Genomic DNA, 20,740 nt, shown 5'->3' on the forward strand with positions numbered 1-20,740 from the left:
CTTTCCTCCGGGGCGTTTGCAGCAGACGCCCCGGAGTTTGCAGTCCAAGCTGCAATCTCGGGACAGACGCATGCTCAGATTCACCGCCGAACGATTAGTAGGAATGGCCATCACGATGGTTCTGGTGTCGATGATGGTATTCCTGATCATGGAAATCCCGCCCGGAGATTACGCCGACCGCTACGCGTTCCGGAAATACTCGGGCACCGGGGTCAACGTAACCGAGGCCGATGTGCAAGCCATCCGTCAGGAGCTGGGTTTGGACAAGCCGATGTTGCTTCGGTATTTCGACTGGATTGGTGGCATCGTCCTGCGCTGGGATTTCGGGCAGGCATTTGCCTTTGAAACCTCGGTCACCAAGGTGATCGGTGATAAAGTCTGGCTGACCGCGGGCATCCTGTTCGCGACGCTGATCCTGACCTATCTGATCTCAATCCCCGTTGGAATTTATGCGGCCGTCCGGCGCGGTTCGGCCATTGACTATGGTCTGACGATTTTCTCGTATCTGGGCCTCGCGCTGCCGAACTTTCTGCTGGCGCTGGTCATGCTGTATTTCGCCAACCGCTGGTTCGGGGCGGATATCGGCGGCTTGTTCTCGGCCCAGTATCAGGATGCCCCGTGGAGCATGGCCAAGGTTTGGGACATGCTAAAACACCTGTGGTTGCCCGCGGTGGTTCTGGCCTGGTCGGCGGTGGCCTATCAAATCCAGACCGTGCGCGCGACCATGTCGGATGAGTTAAACAAGCTATCCGTCACCGCAGCCCGCGCGCGCGGTGTGCCTGAGCGGAAGCTGCTGATCAAATACCCGGCCCGGCTAGCGATCAACCCGGTCGTCTCGACCATCGGGTTTGACGTGAACCGTATCTTTTCCGAGCTGCCCATCGTGGCCGTGGTTCTGGGCCTGACCGAGCTGGGCGAGCTGCTGCTGAAAGCGTATCTCGACCTCGACATGAACGTGGCGGGTGCGATCCTGCTGATGCTGACCTTTGCCATCGTGTTCATGAATTTCCTTTCTGATCTGCTGTTGGCGTGGCTCGACCCGCGCATCAAGCTGGGGGCGTGACATGACCGATATGACAGATCCCGAAATGACCCTGGCCCAGCGTCGGGCTGCGGAAAAAGAACGTCAGCAGCTGCTGAAATACTATTCGGCCTCGCAATGGACCCTGATCTGGTGGCGCTTCAAAAAGCACCGCGCCGCGATGTATGCCTCGATCGTGCTGGGGCTGATGGCGTTGGCCGGTTTGTTTGCTGAGATCGTCGCCCCCTATGGCCCGGTCACGCGCGATACCTCCTACATCGAAGGACCGCCGCAGATCCCGCGCTTTTGCGATGACAACGGATGCTCTGTCGTGCCCTTTATCAACGGCACCAAGACCGAGCGTGATCCGGTGACCCTGCGCGCCGTCTCGGTGCCCGACCCCGACGTGCGCAACTATCTGGGGCTATTCGTCAAAGGAGAACCGGTCAAGGTTCTGGGCTTTATCCCAACCGACCGCCACCTGATCGGCTTGCAGAACCCGGAGGCCAAGATCCATTTCTGGGGTACGGATGATCTGGGGCGGGATGTGTTCTCGCGCACGATCTATGCCACGCGCACCTCTCTTTCGATTGGTGTGATCGGGGTGCTGATCTCATTCGTACTGGCGCTGATTATCGGCGGGATTGCCGGGTATTTCAGCGGCCTCATCGACAACATCATCCAGCGTGTGACCGAGGTGATCCGCGTTGTGCCCATCATCCCGCTTTACATGGGACTGGCGGCCGCCATGCCGAAGGAGTGGTCGACCACGCAGGTCTATTTCGCTATGACACTGATCCTTGGCCTCTTTGGCTGGCCGACGCTGGCGCGGCGCATCCGGTCGCAGCTTCTGTCGATCCGGAACGAAGATTACGTGGTCGCGGCCCGACTGGCCGGCGCGCGCCCCAAGCGCATCATCGGTCAGCACATGCTGCCCAGCTTCACCAGCTTCATCATCGTCGATCTGGTGATCTCTTTCCCCTACATGATCCTTTCGGAAACCGCGCTGTCCTTCGTTGGCCTGGGCCTGCGCCCGCCGTCGGTCTCGTGGGGTGTTCTGTTGCAACAGGCGCAATCGGTGCGCGCGATCGAGCAAACTCCATGGCTGTTCATTCCCGCCGTGTTCGTGGTGGTAGCCGTTCTGGCCTTCACAGTGATCGGTGACGGGTTGCGCGACGCGGCCGACCCTTATACGGAGGCGAAGTGATGGCAAACATCCTCGACGTCAAAAACCTGACCCTGTCTTTCCGCACCGATGAAGGGTTGATCCAGCCGGTTCGCGATGTCTCCTTCTCGCTTGAGAAGGGCAAGACGCTGGGCATCGTGGGCGAAAGTGGCTCGGGCAAATCCGTGTCGAACAAGGCGGTGATGCAGCTGCTGCCCGGCATTGCCAGCATCGATAAGGGGTCCGAGATCAACTACGTCATGAAGGGCGGCAAAGCCGTCGATCTGGCCAAAATTCGCCCCCATGACCCGCGTATGGGCGTGATCCGCGGCGGTGAGATCGGGATGATCTTTCAGGAGCCGATGGCCAGCTTTTCCCCGATCTACACCATCGGCAACCAGATCATTGAAGCGATCCAGCTGCATCGCGGGCTGAACAAACGGCAGGCCCGCGAGCTTGCGATTGAGATGCTGGACAAGGTGGGTATCACCAACCCCTCTGCCCGCGTGGATCAATTCCCGCATGAGATGTCGGGTGGCATGCGCCAACGGGCCATGATCGCGCTGGCCCTCTCGGCGGGTCCGCAGCTGCTGATCGCGGACGAGCCGACAACCGCTCTGGATGTGACCATTCAGGCGCAGGTTCTGCAACTGATGCGTAACCTGCAGGCCGAGCTGGGCATGAGCATGATTTTCATCACCCACGATCTGGGTGTGGTGGCCCAAGTCGCGGATGACATCGCCGTTATGTATAAGGGCGAGATTGTCGAGCGTGGCACCGTGCGCGAGGTCATCAACAACCCGCAACAGGCCTATACTCAGCGCTTGCTGGACGCGGTTCCGAGGTTGGACAAGGTCGTCCCGCCTGCACCATTGAAGAAGGCCAGAAAGCTGATTGACGTCAACAATCTGGGCGTCGAATTCGAGGTGAGAAAGAAGAAACTGTTCCGAACCGAGGTTGAAACGGTCCGCGCGGTGAGTAACATCACTTTCGACATCCTCAAGGGCGAAACCGTGGGTCTCGTCGGCGAAAGCGGATCGGGCAAAACCACCGTTGGGCGCGCGATGCTGCGCGCCATTGATCCCTGCGAAGGCGAGGTGATCTTTCACCGCAAGAAAAAGGGCGATATCGACCTTGCCCACGCGTCCGAGGCCGAACTTCGTGCGGTACGCAGCAAGATCAACATGGCGTTCCATGAAGGCCCGGTTCAGTTGAACAACCTCGGTGGCAACTTGCTACGCAGCTTCCGCCCAGAAATGAGCCTTGTCTTTCAGGATCCGTATTCCTCGCTGAACCCGCGGATGACGGTGCGAGATATCATCGCCGAACCGCTGGTGGCCTCGGGTCTGTTGACAGACCGGGACCATATCGACGAACGGGTGCGCGAGATCGCGGCGCGTTGCAAGATCGACCTGGAGCATCTGCGCCGCTTCCCGCATGCGTTCTCCGGCGGCCAGCGGCAGCGGATCTGTATCGCGCGCGCTTTGGTGTCCAAGCCCAAGTTTGTTGTTTGCGACGAATGCGTTTCGGCGCTGGATGTGTCGATTCAGGCCGAGATCGTCGCGCTTTTGAAGGACGTGCAGGCCGAGCTTGGTGTCAGCTTCCTGTTCATCGCACATGATCTGGCGGTGGTCGCGCAGATCTCGCATCGGGTGGCGGTGATGTATCGGGGGCGGTTCATGGAATATGGCCCGACTGACAAGATCTTTTTCAACCCGCAGCACCCTTACACCAAGGCGTTGCTGTCCGCCGTGCCGCATCCCGATCCTAACGCCGAATTCAAACCGATCCGTTTTGAAGGCGCCATGATCCACCCCGTTGCCTCCAATGGCCAGGACGGGGTGTCGCTGCGTATCCCGAAACAGCCCTCGGACGAGCCGATCCAGCTGGTAGAGGTGGAGGAGGGTCATTTTGTTGCCTGTCATCTGGACCAGCACGTGACCACGGAAAGGACCAAGGCGCTGGAACCCGCTTAGCCGGTCGAAACACCCTTGCGGGGGCCACCGGAAAACTGTAGCCAAGCCATAGCTAAAACCTATTTTATGGCAGCCTTCATATAGAAGATGAATGACATGATTGATCACACCCAAAAACTGCCATCGCCGCATTTCGGCGAACCGTATCTGTTGACTCCGGGCCCGTTGACCACGTCGCTGCCAGTGAAAGAGGCGATGCTGCGCGACTGGGGCAGCTGGGACGCCGATTTCCGCGCCATGACGGCCGAATTGCGTAGCCGCCTGCTGGATATTCTGGGGCAGGACAAAGCCCGCTATGACTGTGTGCCCTTGCAGGGCAGCGGCTCTTACGTGGTCGAGGCGATGCTGGGCAGCTTTGTGCCCAAGGACGGCAAGGTTCTGGTGTTGTGCAACGGCGCCTATGGCAAACGGGCGGTGCAGACGCTGAGTTATCTTGGTCGCGACTGTGTCGTGATCGACATGGGGGACTATCTGCCTCCGCGCGGGGATCAGGTGGCGGAGGTGCTTGAGGCCGACCCCGCGATCACGCATGTGCTGGCCATCCATTGCGAGACCAGCTCGGGCATACTCAACCCGCTGCAAGAGATCTCGGACGCCACACAGGCGGCGGGCCGTAAGCTTCTGGTCGATTCCATGTCGGCCTTCGGTGCTGTTCCGCTCGAGCCGCATGTGATCCCATTTCAGGCCATGGTCAGCTCGGCCAACAAATGCATCGAAGGCGTGCCGGGCTTTGGTTTTGTGATCGCCGAAACAGATGCGATCAAGGCGGCGGAAGGCAACAGCCATTCGCTCAGCCTGGATGTTCACGCCCAATGGACCGCGATGGAGAAGACAGGCCAGTGGCGCTTTACCCCGCCGACTCATGTGGTCGTGTCTTTCGTCGAAGCGCTGCGCGCGCATGAGGCCGAGGGAGGCGTCGCTGCACGGGGCGCGCGGTATCTTGAGAACCGCAAGACGCTGGTCAAAGGGATGCGCGCGCTCGGCTTTGTCACATTGCTGGACGATGAATGGCTGTCGCCGATCATCACCACCTTCTTCTGCCCAGATCACCCGCGTTTTGCGTTTCCGGATTTCTATAACCGCATGAAAGCGCGCGGATTTATCCTGTATCCCGGCAAACTGACCGCTGCCGAAAGCTTCCGGGTTGGCCACATCGGACAGGTCGATGCGCATGTGATGCAAGCGGTCGTTGACACTGCAGCCGAGGTGCTGCGTGACATGGGGGTCGACAGTGCCAGCCCCTCGGACGAAACACTCAAACAGAAACAGGTTGAACCGGCCTGACGAAAGGAAAGACAATGAGCAAATTCAAAGCCGCCGTGTTTGATTGGGCGGGAACAATGGTCGATTTCGGATCATTCGCGCCGATGGGCGTGTTTGTGAAAGCCTTCGCCAAGTTCGATATCGAAGCCACCATTGAACAGGCCCGCGCACCGATGGGCGCGCCCAAATGGGATCACATCCGCTCCATGATGGATATGCCCGAAATTGCCGCCCAATGGGAGGCGAAATACGGCAACGCGCCAACCGATCAGGACGTCGACAAGGTCTATGAGATCTTCGTGCCAATGAACGAAAAAGTCGCTGCCGACTACGCGGATCTGGTTCCGGGTGGTAAAGCTGCGATTGATGATCTGCGGTCCATGGGCCTCAAGATCGGATCGACCACCGGCTACACCCGCTCGATCATGGAGAACGTCCTGCCAGTTGCCGCCGCTCAAGGCTATGAGCCGGACAATTTGGTCTGTTCCGATGACCTGCCCGAAGGCCGCCCCGGACCGCTGGGCATGTATAAATGCATGGTCGATCTTGTGGCCTATCCGCCTGCGGCGATCATCAAGGTCGATGATACCGAACCGGGCATCAAAGAGGGCGTCGCTGCTGGCTGTCTGACAGTTGGCGTATCCCTGTCCGGCAATGCTGTGGGTAAAACACCGGAAGAACTGGCTGCGCTGTCTGCGGAGGAGGTTGACGCGCTGCGCCAGCGTGCGACCAAGATTCTGAAGGACGCTGGTGCGGACTATGTAATCGACACGGTCGCCGATCTGCCCGCGCTGATCCGTGAACTGGACGGTGCAGAGGCCTGACCCCATGCTGAAGAAGGCTCCGCGCAATTTTCTGTTCATCGTCATCGATCAGTTCCGTGCGGACCTTCTGACGGGCGCTTTGGGCCAGCATGTGCCGCTGCCCAACATTTGCGCTCTGGCCGCGCGAGCGGTACATTTCCGCAACCACCATACGGTTGTGGTGCCCTGCGGTCCGGCTCGTGCAAGCTTGCTGACGGGCCAATACGCCATGAACCACGGATCGGTTCAGAATGGCGTTCCGCTGCGGCGCGATATCCCCAACCTTGCAACGGCGCTGCGGACCATCGGGCGAGAGCTGTTGCTGTTCGGCTATACGGACACGCAGCCCGATCCCAGAGGTCTGCACCAGAATGACCCTGCGCATCTCTCCTACACAGGGCCGATCCCGGGCATCACCGAGGTCACCGAGATGCGCGAGGAAGCGTGGGAGTGGCTCGCCCATCTCAGATCGCGTGGCTATGACGTGCCGGATGCGGGCGACCTGACGGCGCTCTACAGACCTCAGAACAACACTCTCGGAGGGCCGGCGCTTTATGATGCGCGAGACAGTGATACCGCGTACTTGACCGACCGAGTTCTGGCGCATCTTGACGTTCGCAAATCTCAGCCGTGGTCTGCCATGGTCACCTATATCCGGCCGCATCCTCCGTTTGTTGCCCCCGCGCCGTACAACGATTTGATCAACCCGCAGGACATCCCGCCACCGGTTGAGGCCACTTTTGAGCATCCGTTCTTTGAGGCCCATCATTCCCGTCCAAGCGGTACGGACATGTTCTGGGGTTTTGACGGACAGCAAGACGCAATGACGCCCGAGCAGATCGCGCTGTGCCGGTCCACCTATCTGGGGCTGGCCGCCGAGGTCGATCACCATATCGGTCGGATTTTTGACTGGTTGCGAAATGTGGGTCAGTTGGACGATACGCTGATCGTGTTGACCGCCGATCACGGAGAGATGCTGGGCGATCTCGGTCTTTGGGGAAAACAGACCCCGTTCCGCGCAGCGTCCCACGTGCCCCTGATGATCGGGCATCCGGATCTTGAGCCTGAAGATATCGACGCATTGACCCAATCGATTGACGTGGCCCCGACGGTTCTGTCGGCGCTTGGGGCTGCTTCGCCCTCCGAGATGCAGGGCTGTAACCTTTTGGCGCCAGACCGAGCCTACGGGCAAGAGGCCATGGTCGAGCTTGAGCTTGGATCAGAAAACGGCCGGGGGCGCTTTGAAGCCGCGTGGCAGAGCTCGCCTGATCATTGCCGCGCTCTTGCGTTTGAGAAAGACGGATATCGGCTTGCGCATTTCGCGACGGATATTGAGCCAATGCTGTTTGATGTCGAAAATGATCCCGATTGCACCCGAAATCTCGCGCGGGAAGATCTGCCGCGACTGCAACACCTGCGGGCTGAGGCGCTGTCACACAGAATGAGAAAAGGCTCGGTCTGAGGCGACCTCGGGTACTGACCCCCAAAGCTCAAAACGGTTGAAAAAGCAAAGAAATTAACTCTGAGGTGGGGAATTCCGGAGCTTTTCAGAAATGCTTGCCGCAGTCTCAACAACCGACGCGGCCAAGGTTTCAAGCTTGTTGTCGGGGAATCTGGTGATGGGCCCTGATACTGAAACGCCAGCGACGACATTTTCCAACGAGTCGAAGACAGGCGCTGCGATACAGCGCAGACCTGGAAAACGCTCTTCATCGTCGATTGCCCACCCTCTTTGCCTGGATGTCTGCAGCTCGTCTTTGAGCTGTTGTTTGTCTGTTATCGAGTTGGGCGTCTGCTGGACCAGTGTCAGAGGGGCCAGCAGCTTTTCAAGCGCCACATCATCCATATGCGCCATGATGGCTTTGCCGACACCGGATGTGTGAAAGTAAGCTGCCGTGCCATTTTTGATCGAGGCGCGGATCGGATTTTCGGATTCCACCTGAATCAGATACAGCAACTGCCCACCTTCCTCGATGGCAAGGTTCACGGTTTCTCCAGTTTCCTTGGACAGTTTACGCATCGCGGCTGGTGCGACCTCCAGCAGATTCGAGGTTTCCTCAAACGTGTTGCCGATCCGATAGGCCTGCGGTCCGACGCGCCACTTACCATGTTCGGCATCGTTGACCACCATGCCTCGCTGCTGGAGTGTGGTCAGAAGCCGGTGCGCCGTTGCCGTTGGAATGCCTGTCGTTCGTGCGATATCGACAAGCGTCGCGCCCCGGGCATCCGCGACGGCAATCAGGACACGAATCCCACGATCAAGCGCCCCGACCAGAGAACCTGCGGGCTTTTCTTCATTCGCTTTCAGGCGCGGGCGCCCGCGTCTTGCAATTGTCTTTGGTTCGTTCATTTTTGGCGCGTTTGTCATCTGGCTGGTTGTGAAAAGAGTCTAGCTTGTTCGCAAGTGCAAAAAAATGAAAATAATAATGAAAGCTAAAACAATTAGTTGCGCACATTTTGACGCTCAAAATGAAAGAGTTTCCAAAATATTTTGAAAAATCGCGAATCTGGCTTATCGTAGATTCTATCCGCTGGAGGGCGGGTTTGGTGCCAATGCCGAAGGGATATCGGCGACGGCCCAGTCTAGGGAGGAAACATGACAAAATCTTTGAACCGCAGAAACTTTCTGCGTGGCTCTGCTGTTGTAGGTGCTGGCGCGCTTGCTGCTCCGGCTGTCCATGCTCAGGAAGGAACGACAATGAAGATGCAGGCTGCCTGGGGCGGCGGCATCTTTCTTGAGAACGCTCAATCCTACGTCAACCGCGTCAACGAAATGTCCGGTGGCAAACTGACGATCGAACTTCTGCCTGTGAATTCGGTCGTAAAAACCAGCCAGATGCAGGACGCGGTCCACCGCGGCGTTCTGGACGCGGCGCACTATGTTCCGGCCTACTGGTACTCGAAATCCAAGACAGCATCGCTGTTCGGGACGGGTCCGTGCTTTGGCTGGTCCAGCCAAGAGGTTCTGGGCTGGGTGAACTATGGCGGCGGTCAGGAGCTGTTTGACGAGCTGATGGGCATCCTTGGCCTGAACGTTGTGTCGTTCTTCAACTCGCCCATGCCCGCACAGCCGCTGGGTTGGTTCAAAGAGGAAATCACAAGCTCGGATCAGATGAACGGTCTGAAGTACCGTACAGTTGGTCTAGCGGCAGACGTTCTGCTTGAGATGGGCATGTCCGTTGTGCAGCTGCCCGGCGGCGAGATCCAGCCCGCGATGAAGTCCGGCCTGATTGATGCGGCCGAGTTCAACAACCCAACATCCGACCGCGACTTTGGTATGCAGGACGTGTCCAAACACTATCACCTGGCCTCGTTCCACCAGAGCCAGGAATTCTTCGAGGTCACGTTCAACAAGGACAAGTTCAACGCGCTTGCGCCCGAGCTTCAGGCCATCCTGAAATACGCGTCCGAGGCCGAGAACTCGAACTTCTACTGGAACAACACCAAGCGCTACGCCGACGATCTGGTGACGCTGGCCGAAGAGCAGGGCGTCAACGTGTATCGCACGCCTGACAGCGTGATGCAGGCTCAGCTAGAGGCTTGGGATGTTGTGGTCGAAAGGATCTCGAACGAAGATCCGTTCTTTGCCAAGGTCGTCGACAGCCAGAAGGCCTATGCTGAGACTGTCATGAACTACCTCAACCTCAACCAGCCGGACTACAAGCTGGCGTATAAGCACTACTTCGGCTGAGGCCTGACACTCTTTGAAAACGGAAGGTCGCGCTGGTGCGCGGCTTTCTGAACTGCGGGCGGAACAGGCGAGGAACTGACCTTGATCAAGACAATCCACGCCATCGAAGGGCTAAGCCAATGGGTCGGCAAAGCCTTCGGTTGGTGCATCCTAATACTGACACTATCGGTGTCCTACGAAGTGTTCGTCCGGTATGTGCTGAACAAGCCGACCGTCTGGGCGTTTGATATGATGGTGCAGATGTATGGCGCCCTGTTCCTGATGGCCGGGGCCTATGCGCTGGCGCAAGACGCGCATGTGCGCGGCGACGTGCTGTACCGCCTGTTCTCGGTCCGCTGGCAGGCGCGGGTCGATTTCGTTCTGTATATCATCTTTTTCTTCCCCGGCATGTTTGCCCTGTTCTGGTACGGGTGGGAAATTGCCAAGGACAGCTGGCGCTACGAAGAAGTCAGCTGGAACAGCCCCGCCAGAATTCAGATTTACTTCTTCAAAACTCTGATCCCCGTCGCCGGTGTTTTGCTGATGCTGCAAGGGCTTGCCGAGATGGCAAGATGTTGGCTTGCGATGCGAAATGGCGTCTGGCTCGACCGTCTGGATGACGTACGTGAGACCGAAGACATGCTCATGGAATCAACCGTCGACCGAATTCATACAACAGGCACCAAGCAAGGAGGTCGCAGCGATGACTGACCCACAAGTCGCCATCCTGATGCTCAGCCTCTTTATTGTGCTGGTGCTGTTGGGCTTTCCGATTGCGTTCACACTGCTCGCCATGGGCGTCGCGTTCGGGTACTACGCCTATTACCAGTCCGCGCCCGAGAGCATTGCGGACATCTTCAACAACAACATCTTCTACCTGCTGAACCAGAATACCTATTCGGTGATGGAGAATGACACGCTTGTTGCCATCCCCTTGTTCCTGTTCATGGGCTACGTGGTCGAAAGGGCGAATATCGTCGACCGGTTGTTCTTTTCGCTCTACATGGCAGCCCGTAACCTACCCGGATCTCTGGCGATTGCGGCTCTGCTGACCTGCGCGGTGTTCTCAACGGCGTCGGGCATCGTGGGCGCGGTTGTCACCCTGATGGGTTTGCTGGCCTATCCGGCAATGGCCAACGCGGGATATCAGCGTAGCTTTGCCTCGGGCGTGATCTGTGCCGGTGGCACGTTGGGCATCCTGATCCCACCGTCGATCATGTTGATCGTCTACGCCGCCATTGCCGAGCTTTCTCCCCTGCGCCTCTATGCAGCGGCGGTCTTTCCGGGCCTCATGCTGGCGGGTCTCTACATCGTCTACGTCATGGTGCGTGTCTGGCTGAACCCGTCGCTGGCCCCCAAGCCGCAGGAGGATGATGTTCCGCCAAAACGGCAGATTTACATGGACCTGCTGATTTCGTTCGTGCCGTTGACCGTTTTGATCCTGCTGGTGCTTGGATCAATCCTCGGCGGTCTTGCAACACCGGCCGAAGCGGCGGCGATGGGTGCCTTGGGCGGGCTTGTGCTGGCCGTGCTCTACCGGTCGCTCACCTGGGACAAGGTGAAGCAAAGCGTGTTCCTCACGGCCAAAGCCACTGCGATGGTGTGCTGGTTGTTCGTGGGCTCGTGGACCTTTGCGTCGATCTTTTCGTATCTCGGCGGGCATGACGTGATTGAGCATTGGGTTGTTGGCATGAACCTTCAGCCTTGGCAGTTCCTGGTGCTTGCACAGTTGATCATCTTCCTGCTGGGCTGGCCGCTTGAATGGTCCGAGATTCTGATCATCTTCGTGCCGATCTTCCTGCCCATGCTCGAGACGTTTGGCGTCAACCCGTATTTCTTCGCGATGCTGGTGGCTTTGAACTTGCAGACCTCATTCCTGACACCGCCGATGGCCATGTCAGCCTACTACTTGAAGGGGGTCCTCAAGAACCAGATTCAGCTGATGGAGATCTTCCGAGGTCTGATGCCCTATCTGGCCATCGTGATCCTGTGCATGGTGCTGATGTATCAGTTCCCGGGCATCGCGCTGTGGCTGCCTGACTACCTCTTCGGGGTCTGGGTGCCATGACCAAACACGATCTGTCATTGTTCTCGGCGGTTCAATCCGCCGAGGGCATTCGGGACGGGCGTATCTTGTCCGAAGCGCTGGTTGAGGACTGTCTCAAACGCATCGAAGAGACCGACAGCACCATCCGCGCTTGGGCTTATCTGGATGCGGGCGTGGCGCTAGATCAGGCGCGTGAGCTGGATCGCATTCGCAAGGCCGGACGGGCGACAGGCCCCTTGCACGGCGTGCCCATCGGGCTAAAGGACATTGTCGATACAAAAGACATGCCCACGCAGCGGGGCACACCGATCTTTTCGGGCCGACAGCCGGAGGCAGATGCAAGGCTGGTCGAGTGCCTGCGCGAGGCCGGTGCCGTCATCATGGGCAAGACCAAGACGACCGAGCTTGCCTTTATGCATCCGACCGACACCACCAACCCTTTTGATACGACCAGAACTCCAGGGGGGTCGTCCAGCGGATCGGCAGCGGCCGTTGCGGCAAGACATGTGCCTCTGGCCATCGGCACCCAGACTGGTGGTTCAGTCATCCGTCCGGCCTCTTACTGCGGCGTCTATGGTTTCAAACCCACGCGCGGAATGATCTCGCGACATGGGGTTTTCAGGACGTCGGTCTCTTTGGACCACGTTGGGGGGTTCGCCAACGCGCTGGAAGATATCGCTTTGCTGACAGACGTGGTCGCCGGATATGACCAGCGCGATCCCGCCAGCTTTGCCCGGCCGCGAGCGGGTATGCTGTCCGGCGCGCAGGCGGAGGTTCCGGTCGAGCCTAACATTGCCTGGCTGGAATTTCCATTCAACGACCGCCTTGATGAAGATGCGCTTGAGGGGCTGAACGCCGTTATCGAGGGGCTTGGTGGAAGGGTCGAGCGTTTTTCGGTATCGCCGCAACTGGCCGATCTGATCACCGTTCACAAAACGATCTATGACTATGAAATTCGCCAGAACATGGCCGAAATCTCGAATGCGCATTGGCCGGACCTCAGCCCCGAGATGCAATCCGCAATAACCCGTGGAGGAGATATCAGCGAGGCCCAATATGAAGACGCCTTGGCCGTCATGGCGTCCGCTCAGGGCTTCTTTGCCGAGTATTTCAATGAATTCGACGCGATCTTGGCCCCGGCAGCCACCGGTGAAGCCGTTCCGCTGAGCGCAGGCCATACCGGAGATTCCGTTTTCTGCCTCACCTGGACGTTGGCGGGTTTGCCCTGCCTCACGTTGCCTTTGTTGGTGGGGCAGAATGATCTTCCCATTGGTGTCCAGCTGATCGGCGCGGTTGAAGAAGACGATCGGCTTCTTCGCACAGCTTCATGGGTTCAAAGAACCCTCAGAACGCAAGAATAGAAGGGAGAGTAATCCTATGTCACGACTGACAAATATTCTCATGGGCCTCATTGGCACCGGCTTGATGATGGTGTTCGTTCTCGGCCTTGCCCACAGTATCTCGACCGGTTTCGCCGGGTTCTGGGGTGGTTTTCCATTCTTGTGTATTGCGGTCTTCGTCATTGCCCTTGCGCTGTACAATTTCTGGGAAGACGCGATCAAAAAGGACTGACCCCATGAGCGATAGACCCGTTCTCTGGCTACCGCGTCGGGTGTCCGATGCCACGATTGCGCGCGCACGACAAGGCTATGACGTGATCCTGAACGAGGCCGACACGCCAGGCACGGCAGACGAGATCATCGCCATGAGCGCGAAGGTCGACGCGATGATGCCCTGTCACTCGGAGCATTTCTCGGCCGAGGTCGTCTCAAAGCTTGATCCACGGCTGAAGATTGTGGCGAACCATTCAGTGGGCGTAGATCATTGTGACCTTCCGGCGCTGGCGGCGAAGGGGATTGTCGTGACAAACACGCCTGACGTCCTGTCAGACGCCACGGCTGAGCTTGCGATGTTGCTGACGCTGGGCGCGGCGCGGCACGCGGTCCGAGGGGACCGCCTAATGCGCACCGGTGCCTGGGACAGCTGGAGCCCGTCTTTCATGGTCGGCAAACAGCTCACCGGCGCTCGGCTTGGGATTGTCGGTATGGGCCGTGTGGGCCGCGCATTCGCAGAAAAGGCGCGCGGATTTGATATGGAGGTTCACTACTTCAACCGCACCCGCCTGTCGCCTGAACAAGAGCAAGGCGCGACATATCACGACAGCATCGACACGTTGTTGACGGTCGCGGATTTCCTTTCGCTGCATTGTCCCGCAACACCTGAAACTGTGAACCTGATGGATGCCGAAAATCTGGCAAAACTGCCTGACGGCGCGGTTCTGGTGAACTCGGCAAGGGGTGCGCTTGTTGACGAAGACGCTTTGCTGAGCGCAATCGAAAGCGGAAAGCTGGCGGCTGCCGGGCTTGATTGTTTCAAGACCGAGCCGGGTGGAAACCCAAAATTCGCCGCGCATGAAAACATCTTCATGCTGCCGCATATCGGCAGCGCCACAACCAAAACCCGAGACGCTATGGGCTTTCGAGCGTTGGACAATCTGGATGCTTTTTTTGCGGGTCAAACACCGCGAGACCTTTTGTAGTAGAGGACATAAGTAATGGCTAAACTTGCTTTTCTCGGCCTGGGCGTGATGGGCTATCCGATGGCAGGCCACTTACAGGCTGCAGGCCACGACGTGACTGTTTTCAACCGGACGGCAGCCAAAGCCGAAGCCTGGGTTGCCGAACATGGTGGCTCGATGGCCGCAACCCCGCGCGAGGCGGCCGAGGGGGCAGAATTTGTCATGACCTGTGTGGGGAATGACGATGACCTACGCAGCGTGTGCACCGGGGCAGACGGAGCTTTCTCCGGGATGTCGCAAAGCACAACGCTCGTGGATCACACGACCGTTTCAGCTAAAGTCACACGCGAGTTGTATGCGGCAGCGAAGGATCAGGGTTTGGGCTTTGTTGACGCGCCGATTTCGGGCGGTCAGGCGGGGGCCGAAAACGGTGTCCTTTCGATCATGTGCGGCGGGGATCAGTCTGTTTACGATGCAGCCGAGCCGATCATGCAGGTCTATTCGAAGATCTGTCGTCGGATTGGCGAAAGCGGTGCGGGTCAGATGACGAAGATGAGCAACCAGATTGCGATCGCAGGTCTGGTTCAGGGTTTGAGTGAAGCCCTGCACTTTGCCGAGAAAGCCGGTCTGGACGGGCGCGCGGTCGTCGAGGTTGTCAGCCAAGGCGCAGCTGGAAGCTGGCAGATGGCGAACAGGTACGAGACGATGCTGGACGACCACTTTGACCACGGGTTTGCCGTAGATTGGATGCGCAAAGATCTGGGGATTTGTCTTGATACTGCAAATGAAACCGGGGCGAGCCTTCCGGTGACGGCGTTGGTCGATCAGTTTTACAAGGATGTTCAGAAACTCGGCGGCGGCCGCTGGGATACTTCGTCTTTGCTAAAGAGACTTCGGGCTCTGGATTGAACAACACGTCTGCGATTTCGATGCCTCCCAGCTGAGCGCTTGCAAAGCAAACCGAGGTAGGGCGGCGATTTGCCTGACACGCAGTTCAAGCGCCAGATGGTTCGCTAACCCAGACGCTTTTTGAACCTCAGCGTTGCTGCCAGCAATCCGAAAATGGCAAAGCCGATCATCCACAGGATCTCTGACCGCAGATCATAGAGAGAGGCATCGCGCAGAACCACGCCTCGGATCATCTCCATGAAATGCGTCGCCGGCAGCACCTGTGCGATGATTTGCACCGGATGGGGCATGCCGTCGAACGGGAACATGAACCCCGACATCAGGATCGATGGCAGCAGGATAAAGAGGGTCATCTGCATCGACTGAAGCTGGTTCTGGGCCAGAGTTGAAATCACCAGCCCCAACGACAGGCTGGCGATGATGAACAACAGCGTCACCACCAGCAATGTGCCCAGCCCTCCGTTTATGGGGACGTCAAACAGCAGATGACCTAGCCCCAGAATGATCGCGACCTGGATCAGACCCAGAAAGATGTAGGGGATGATCTTGCCCAGCATCAACTCGATCGACTTGATCGGCGTGTTGATCAGCATCTCCATATTGCCGCGTTCGCGTTCCCGAACGATCGCGGCCGAGGTGAACAGGATCATCGTCATCGTCAGGATCACCCCCACAAGACCCGGCACGATATTGACCGCTGATCGCTGTTCAGGGTTGAAGTACAGCGTCACCTCAAATGTCGGAACCTGCCGGTTTGCAGGCAGTCTTAGTAGTTCGGTCAAGGGCATTGTCCGCAGGGATTTGATCGCGCTTGCCACCATCGTGTCCGAGCCATCGACGATCCAATGCGCGACGGGTCGACTGCTGGTTTGATCTGTTGAATTGGGCAAGCCTAGCCCGACAGACGGGCTGCGGGCAAGGCGTTGGCTGACGTCTGGGGGGATGATCAGTGCGGCCCGCACGCGGGATTGTGTGATCGCGCGCTCGGCCTCTTGTGGGGTTGCCAGTTGTTCGGTGACCGTCACGACCTGCGTGGCCTGAACCATCTGCGTCAACATGCGTGACAGCTCGGTTTGGGATTGATCGACAACAGCCACAGGCACGTGGCGCAGATTGGTATTGATCGCGTATCCGAACAACAAAAGCTGGATCAGCGGGATCATGATGACCATGGCGAAGGTCATCCTGTCCCGCCGCAGCTGCAACAGCTCTTTCCTAAGGACGGCTGCTATCCGGCGGGCCGAGATCATTGGTCTTCCCCCCGCGTGGCGCTGACAAAGACGTCTTCTAGATTTGGCCTCTGAGGTGTCAGGGACAGATCGGAGAACCCCTCGAGCCGGGCGCGCAGCATGTCCACCGGCTGAGGCTCGGCTTTGTCCACCAGAACCCGCAAGCGAGAGCCGACCTGAGCGGTTGACAATATCTTTGGCGTGCCGTCCAGCTCATGTTTGACGTTGCGCAGATCCGGGCCTTCGACCTCGACAACGTCGGCTTGAAGATCATTCATAAGCTGGCGCGGTGATCCGTCCGCTTTCTTGACACCATGCTGAAGGATGGCTAGGCGGTGGCAGCGCTCGGCCTCATCCATAAAATGGGTGGAAACGATCATGGTGGCACCCTGATCGACAAGATCGAACAATTGCTCCCAGAATGTGCGGCGTGTTTCGGGATCAACGGCCGAGGTCGGCTCGTCCAGAAACAGCAGTTTAGGCCGGTGCAGGATCGTGGCCGCAAGGGCCAGCTTTTGCCGCTGCCCTCCGCTCATGCTGCCGCTGAGTTGATTTACGTTGGTCGTCAGGTCGTAAGTGTGTAGCAGCTCGTCGATCCGATCTTTCGCTGCTTTTGCCGGGATACCGTAGATTTCTGCGGCGAACCTGAGGTTCTCCAGTACCGTCAGGTCGCGGTAGTAGGAGAAGATCTGGGTCATGTACCCGATCTCATTCTTGAGCGGTTCTGCCGCTTCGGGCATGGATCGACCCAGAACCGAGATGGATCCGCTGGTCGGCGTCAGTAACCCGGTCAGCATACGCATGGTCGTTGTCTTGCCGCAGCCGTTAGGGCCAAGAAACCCGTAGATCTGGCCTGTTCTGATCTCAAGATCCAGATCGTTGACGGCGGTGTTTGTTCCGAATTGCCGGGTCAGGCCGCGTGTCGACACAACGACATCTGTCATGGCATGGGAACCTGCACTGGAACGCCGGCAGGCAGGTCCGGCGACGCGGTGGGCAGATCAATTTCGGCTAGATAGACAAGCCGCGTCCGGTCATCTTGGTTCAAACCATAGTAAGGCGTGAAGGACGCGTCGTCACTGATCCACCGGACCACGCCGTCCAGCGGGGCATCCAGCCCATCGACATTCACCTCCAGCGTATCGCCGGGTTTCAGTTTCACGCGATGCGGTTCGGGTACATAGACGCGGGCATAGGGTGTCTGCCCCGTGACCAGAACGGCCACGGGGCTGCCGGTCGTCACCCGTTCACCAAGGTTCCAAGGCAGCGAGTCCAGGACGCCATCGCGCGTCGCGACAACGGTCAGATCCTCCAATACGGTCTGTTCCGCGTCAACCGACGCTTCGGCTGCGCGGACGTTGGCTTCGGCGACGGCGAGATCTTCGGGGCGGGTGCCGTTCTGAAGCTCTTTCAATGTTTCCTGAGCACCGACCAATTCGGCCCGCGCCGAGTCCCGCAAGGCCAGATCATTTGCGACCTGCGCCTCGGTCACGACCGAGTTTTCAACCAAACGGGCATTGCGTTCATAGATTGCTTCAGCATCGGCCAATCGCGCGGTAGCTCCGGCGACCTTGGCTTGGGCAATCGCGATCTCTTCCTCGCGCGGCCCAACCTGCAGCTTCAAAAGCGTGGCATTTGCCTTTTCCAGTTCGGCCTGCGCCAAGTTCAGCTTTGCGGTCTGCAATGTTGGGTCTAGTTGAACCAGCGCGTCTCCGGCCATGACGACCGAGCCTTCGGCAACTGGCAGATCGACGATGATTTCGCTGGCCGTCGCGGTCAATGCGACGCGGTCGCGTGCCAGAACACCTAGGGCGACACTCGTATCCGAGGCAGAGCATCGGTCCAGAATCGCAGGCAGTATTGCCGCCAATATCAAAGGTACGGGGATCGACAAATTCAGCAAGGGGTCCCTCCGGGTTTTAACCTCTGGTCGCGTTGGACGGTTTGTTGAACCATACAATCATGAAATCGGAATTGTATATATTTTCCAGCCTTCCGCGGAGACCACTCCAGGGGATCACGCAATGCGTTGTGCTGGCTTCAAACCTTAAGCTTGTCCTGACACACCATTTCCCTGCCATGCCATCGGCAGTTTTGGATCAATCGGGTTCTCAAAAGCGTTAAAAGTCAAAACGCGCGCTGTCATAGCGGGCGAAAAGAACATCGCAGTCATCAGACTCCTGACGAATGGGTCTGGGGAAATCCAGAATTTCAAACCCGTTCTGACCCATGAAAGAGACCAGCTCCGAGAACCTGTATCCACCCACATAGCGCCGTTTCACGTTCGCTTCAGCTAACACAAACTCCGTTCTTTTCAGGGTTTCTGTTGCGCCTTTCATGACCTCCAACTCGAACCCTTCGGTATCAATCTTTATGCCGATCGGGCCCTGCAGGTCCGCCGTCAGACTGTCCAGCTTGCGCATTGGAACCTCGCGCGTTTCAAACGATGCGAACTGGGCTTTATTCCGCCCTTCGAACTCCATGGCCGTTGCTCGGCTTGTGCGGGTTTTCGTAGCCGTCGAGGGGATGTTGACCGTGATGTTGCCGTCTTTGGGACCTAGGGCGCAGCACTCGAACCGAAAATCCAGTTTGCCTTCGTATTTTTGGACCCTTTGCTGGGATTCGATCAACGGGTCTACAAGCAGGAACTTCGCTTGCGGAAAGGCGTCGTAGATCATCGGGGTGCCCTGATCTACGCCAATATCAATGACGGATTCAGGCTGGAACCCAAAGCCTCTCAAAACTGCGGCGGTAGGTTTGGTCTGTTCGATCTCAAACCCCCGGCGCGACAAGGCTCGAAACAGTTTGCGCGGGCGGATTTCGGCGCCCGGCTCTTTTGGCGCTAGGTCTACCCCCAGCTCGCGCAAGTGACGAAGGAACAGGCGAGGTGTCGAACGTGTCATGTCTTGGGCCGGTCTGGTTGGTGTTCAAGAAGGATGTTCATCAGCTTGGGGCTTATCACCTCGGGCGAGCGCATTTGCGCATGGTTCAAACAGGCCTGTCGCAGCCTCTGATACTCTGAGGTTTGCATCTGCAGCGATCTGATCATGGCGCGGATCAATCCCCGGGACAAGCTTGGGTCATAGAGTGTTGTCTCATGCAGTTCCGGCGGCGTGATTTCTTTCATTTCGCGCAGGGCAGGGCCGATGATCGGCAATCCGAAACTTAAGGCAAGCGAAACGGTGCCCGAGCTGAAAAGCTCGGAATAGGGGGCTAGAAAGAAATGCGCGTTCGAGAAGATTTGGGGGATCTCCTCATCCGGGATTCGGTCGGTTCTGAGCGATATTTTCTCATTCCAGCCTAGGCGCCTCAGCAGCCGTTTTTGGCTGCTGAAAGCCTTGCCGTACATGTTCAGACGATAGTCATAGTCCCGCTTTGTCAGCTTAGCGGCGGCGTCCCGGATGCGCTCTGCCCCTTTTTCTCCTCGAAACATTCCGAAAAACAAAAACGCGGTTGGGCTGCGATCCGGCATGGGGCGTGCCAGCGTGATGTCTTGCGGCTCGTACGACCCGAGGTAGCTTGGATGGGAAATCACATGAATACGGCTCGGGTCGGCCCCGTATTCCGAGATCATGTGATCGCGGGCATGGGGGGCGTGAACGTGGATGGCGTCGACCCGTTTGACCAGCGATTGGCGGGCTTGGCGAAAACCGTAAAGGCTGATCACTTTGTGCGGGCGGGCGTTGTGAATGGTCCAGACCAACCGACCGCCCTGCGCGCGGTAGCTGTCAATCGACAGTTCAGCCTTGTGCAAAAGATCCGTATTGTTTTGCGCATCTGCGTCACGGCCAAAGATCCGGTCATCCCAATGTAGATGGGTTACTGGGTGTTTGGCCGCATCCAAATTCAGAAGTGCGCCTTTGCCGCCGCCGACGAACTCGACCATGTCCGTCGCGCAGCGATACATCAGATTGCGCTGATAGGGGTTTCCGTCGGCGGTCGGAATGTTGAGGACTTGCACCGGATTTCCGCCGTTCACAAGGACCCGCCGATTTCGTCTTGGGCGGGCGTGGCGTGTTTCTTTTTGGGGTTCGGTGAAACTGTCACTTGGCTCATATCTACCCAAATTAAAGGGTCTGTTATCGACTGCATCCAACGAAATTGGATGCTCGGCGTATGCAGGCTTGCTTGATGATGGG

Annotated in this window: 19 protein-coding genes; 13 read left to right on the forward strand and 6 right to left on the reverse strand. The window is 58.0% G+C overall.

Annotated elements, in window-relative coordinates; genetic code table 11:
• Positions 1-70 precede the first annotated feature (70 nt).
• From ACXAH8_RS17965 to ACXAH8_RS17990, 6 genes are all read left to right on the forward strand, one after another.
• Entirely contained in the window at positions 71-1,063 is a 993-nt protein-coding gene (locus ACXAH8_RS17965) for an ABC transporter permease (RefSeq protein WP_475220114.1), read from the forward strand.
• 1 nt (position 1,064) lies between these two features.
• A complete protein-coding gene (locus tag ACXAH8_RS17970) occupies positions 1,065-2,228 on the forward strand; it encodes an ABC transporter permease (RefSeq protein ID WP_475220115.1) in 1,164 nt (387 codons plus the stop codon).
• Positions 2,228-4,162 carry an ABC transporter ATP-binding protein gene (locus tag ACXAH8_RS17975; protein ID WP_475220116.1) on the forward strand — a complete coding sequence of 645 codons (1,935 nt, stop codon included), beginning with the start codon at positions 2,228-2,230 and terminating at the stop codon, positions 4,160-4,162. The genes ACXAH8_RS17970 and ACXAH8_RS17975 overlap by 1 nt, the downstream gene beginning before the upstream one ends.
• A 96-nt stretch (positions 4,163-4,258) precedes the next feature.
• The gene (locus tag ACXAH8_RS17980) at positions 4,259-5,446 is read left to right on the forward strand and encodes a 2-aminoethylphosphonate--pyruvate transaminase (RefSeq protein WP_475220117.1); all 1,188 of its coding nucleotides are present in this window, start codon (positions 4,259-4,261) and stop codon (positions 5,444-5,446) included.
• Positions 5,447-5,460: 14 nt separating this feature from the next.
• The gene (gene phnX / locus ACXAH8_RS17985) at positions 5,461-6,249 is read left to right on the forward strand and encodes a phosphonoacetaldehyde hydrolase (protein WP_475220118.1); all 789 of its coding nucleotides are present in this window, start codon (positions 5,461-5,463) and stop codon (positions 6,247-6,249) included.
• A gap of 4 nt (positions 6,250-6,253) precedes the next feature.
• Positions 6,254-7,690 (forward strand): sulfatase-like hydrolase/transferase, encoded by a 1,437-nt coding sequence (locus ACXAH8_RS17990; protein WP_475220119.1) that lies wholly within the window; start codon positions 6,254-6,256, stop codon positions 7,688-7,690.
• Positions 7,691-7,744: 54 nt separating this feature from the next.
• Here ACXAH8_RS17990 and ACXAH8_RS17995 read toward each other — a convergent pair whose 3' ends face one another.
• Positions 7,745-8,578, reverse strand: a complete 834-nt coding sequence (locus ACXAH8_RS17995; RefSeq protein WP_475220120.1) for an IclR family transcriptional regulator — start codon at positions 8,576-8,578, stop codon at positions 7,745-7,747.
• A 246-nt stretch (positions 8,579-8,824) separates the two neighbouring features.
• On the opposite strand from ACXAH8_RS17995, the gene ACXAH8_RS18000 reads away from it, so the two are divergent.
• The 7 genes from ACXAH8_RS18000 to ACXAH8_RS18030 all read left to right on the forward strand — a co-directional run bounded on the left by ACXAH8_RS18000 (position 8,825) and on the right by ACXAH8_RS18030 (position 15,372).
• Entirely contained in the window at positions 8,825-9,919 is a 1,095-nt protein-coding gene (locus ACXAH8_RS18000; protein WP_170556021.1) for a TRAP transporter substrate-binding protein, read from the forward strand.
• Between the two features lie 81 nt (positions 9,920-10,000).
• Complete coding sequence (locus tag ACXAH8_RS18005; protein WP_170380353.1) at positions 10,001-10,609, forward strand: TRAP transporter small permease subunit; 609 nt, start codon at positions 10,001-10,003, stop codon at positions 10,607-10,609.
• The gene (locus ACXAH8_RS18010) at positions 10,602-11,966 is read left to right on the forward strand and encodes a TRAP transporter large permease (RefSeq protein ID WP_170380354.1); all 1,365 of its coding nucleotides are present in this window, start codon (positions 10,602-10,604) and stop codon (positions 11,964-11,966) included. The genes ACXAH8_RS18005 and ACXAH8_RS18010 overlap by 8 nt, the downstream gene beginning before the upstream one ends.
• Positions 11,963-13,306 carry an amidase gene (locus tag ACXAH8_RS18015; RefSeq protein ID WP_475220121.1) on the forward strand — a complete coding sequence of 448 codons (1,344 nt, stop codon included), beginning with the start codon at positions 11,963-11,965 and terminating at the stop codon, positions 13,304-13,306. Before ACXAH8_RS18010 ends, ACXAH8_RS18015 begins: the two co-directional genes overlap by 4 nt.
• 16 nt (positions 13,307-13,322) lie before the next feature.
• The gene (locus ACXAH8_RS18020; RefSeq protein ID WP_170380356.1) at positions 13,323-13,517 is read left to right on the forward strand and encodes a hypothetical protein; all 195 of its coding nucleotides are present in this window, start codon (positions 13,323-13,325) and stop codon (positions 13,515-13,517) included.
• 4 nt (positions 13,518-13,521) lie between these two features.
• On the forward strand, positions 13,522-14,484 hold the full coding sequence (locus tag ACXAH8_RS18025) for a 2-hydroxyacid dehydrogenase (protein WP_475220122.1): 963 nt from the start codon (positions 13,522-13,524) through the stop codon (positions 14,482-14,484).
• A 15-nt stretch (positions 14,485-14,499) separates the two neighbouring features.
• Positions 14,500-15,372, forward strand: coding sequence for an NAD(P)-dependent oxidoreductase (locus ACXAH8_RS18030; protein ID WP_475220123.1), 873 nt, complete (start codon positions 14,500-14,502; stop codon positions 15,370-15,372).
• Between the two features lie 104 nt (positions 15,373-15,476).
• Here the strand turns inward: ACXAH8_RS18030 and ACXAH8_RS18035 are convergent, their stop codons facing one another.
• The 5 genes from ACXAH8_RS18035 to ACXAH8_RS18055 form a co-directional block, all read right to left on the reverse strand.
• Positions 15,477-16,622, reverse strand: coding sequence for an ABC transporter permease (locus ACXAH8_RS18035; protein ID WP_475220124.1), 1,146 nt, complete (start codon positions 16,620-16,622; stop codon positions 15,477-15,479).
• On the reverse strand, positions 16,619-17,545 hold the full coding sequence (locus ACXAH8_RS18040) for an ABC transporter ATP-binding protein (RefSeq protein WP_475220125.1): 927 nt from the start codon (positions 17,543-17,545) through the stop codon (positions 16,619-16,621). The genes ACXAH8_RS18035 and ACXAH8_RS18040 overlap by 4 nt, the downstream gene beginning before the upstream one ends.
• Complete coding sequence (locus tag ACXAH8_RS18045) at positions 17,542-18,504, reverse strand: HlyD family secretion protein (RefSeq protein ID WP_475220126.1); 963 nt, start codon at positions 18,502-18,504, stop codon at positions 17,542-17,544. The genes ACXAH8_RS18040 and ACXAH8_RS18045 overlap by 4 nt, the downstream gene beginning before the upstream one ends.
• A gap of 217 nt (positions 18,505-18,721) precedes the next feature.
• Positions 18,722-19,504 carry an FkbM family methyltransferase gene (locus ACXAH8_RS18050; RefSeq protein WP_475220127.1) on the reverse strand — a complete coding sequence of 261 codons (783 nt, stop codon included), beginning with the start codon at positions 19,502-19,504 and terminating at the stop codon, positions 18,722-18,724.
• Positions 19,501-20,562, reverse strand: a complete 1,062-nt coding sequence (locus ACXAH8_RS18055; protein WP_475220128.1) for a glycosyltransferase family 4 protein — start codon at positions 20,560-20,562, stop codon at positions 19,501-19,503. Before ACXAH8_RS18055 ends, ACXAH8_RS18050 begins: the two co-directional genes overlap by 4 nt.
• Between the last annotated feature and the right edge of the window lie 178 nt (positions 20,563-20,740).

This window comes from Ruegeria sp. ABV3_008, assembly GCF_056161185.1.

Bases quoted from the DNA above. Each gene is read 5' to 3' on its own strand.
- ACXAH8_RS17990 (WP_475220119.1), top strand. From the start codon at position 6,254: ATGCTGAAGAAGGCTCCGCGCAATTTTCTGTTCATCGTCATCGATCAG.
- ACXAH8_RS18010 (WP_170380354.1), top strand. From the start codon at position 10,602: ATGACTGACCCACAAGTCGCCATCCTGATGCTCAGCCTCTTTATTGTG.
- ACXAH8_RS17975 (WP_475220116.1), top strand. From the start codon at position 2,228: ATGGCAAACATCCTCGACGTCAAAAACCTGACCCTGTCTTTCCGCACC.
- ACXAH8_RS18020 (WP_170380356.1), top strand. From the start codon at position 13,323: ATGTCACGACTGACAAATATTCTCATGGGCCTCATTGGCACCGGCTTG.
- ACXAH8_RS17980 (WP_475220117.1), top strand. From the start codon at position 4,259: ATGATTGATCACACCCAAAAACTGCCATCGCCGCATTTCGGCGAACCG.
- ACXAH8_RS17995 (WP_475220120.1), bottom strand. From the start codon at position 8,578: ATGAACGAACCAAAGACAATTGCAAGACGCGGGCGCCCGCGCCTGAAA.
- ACXAH8_RS18015 (WP_475220121.1), top strand. From the start codon at position 11,963: ATGACCAAACACGATCTGTCATTGTTCTCGGCGGTTCAATCCGCCGAG.
- ACXAH8_RS18035 (WP_475220124.1), bottom strand. From the start codon at position 16,622: ATGATCTCGGCCCGCCGGATAGCAGCCGTCCTTAGGAAAGAGCTGTTG.
- ACXAH8_RS17970 (WP_475220115.1), top strand. From the start codon at position 1,065: ATGACCGATATGACAGATCCCGAAATGACCCTGGCCCAGCGTCGGGCT.
- ACXAH8_RS17965 (WP_475220114.1), top strand. From the start codon at position 71: ATGCTCAGATTCACCGCCGAACGATTAGTAGGAATGGCCATCACGATG.
- ACXAH8_RS18000 (WP_170556021.1), top strand. From the start codon at position 8,825: ATGACAAAATCTTTGAACCGCAGAAACTTTCTGCGTGGCTCTGCTGTT.
- ACXAH8_RS18050 (WP_475220127.1), bottom strand. From the start codon at position 19,504: ATGACACGTTCGACACCTCGCCTGTTCCTTCGTCACTTGCGCGAGCTG.
- ACXAH8_RS18025 (WP_475220122.1), top strand. From the start codon at position 13,522: ATGAGCGATAGACCCGTTCTCTGGCTACCGCGTCGGGTGTCCGATGCC.
- ACXAH8_RS18030 (WP_475220123.1), top strand. From the start codon at position 14,500: ATGGCTAAACTTGCTTTTCTCGGCCTGGGCGTGATGGGCTATCCGATG.
- ACXAH8_RS18040 (WP_475220125.1), bottom strand. From the start codon at position 17,545: ATGACAGATGTCGTTGTGTCGACACGCGGCCTGACCCGGCAATTCGGA.
- phnX (WP_475220118.1), top strand. From the start codon at position 5,461: ATGAGCAAATTCAAAGCCGCCGTGTTTGATTGGGCGGGAACAATGGTC.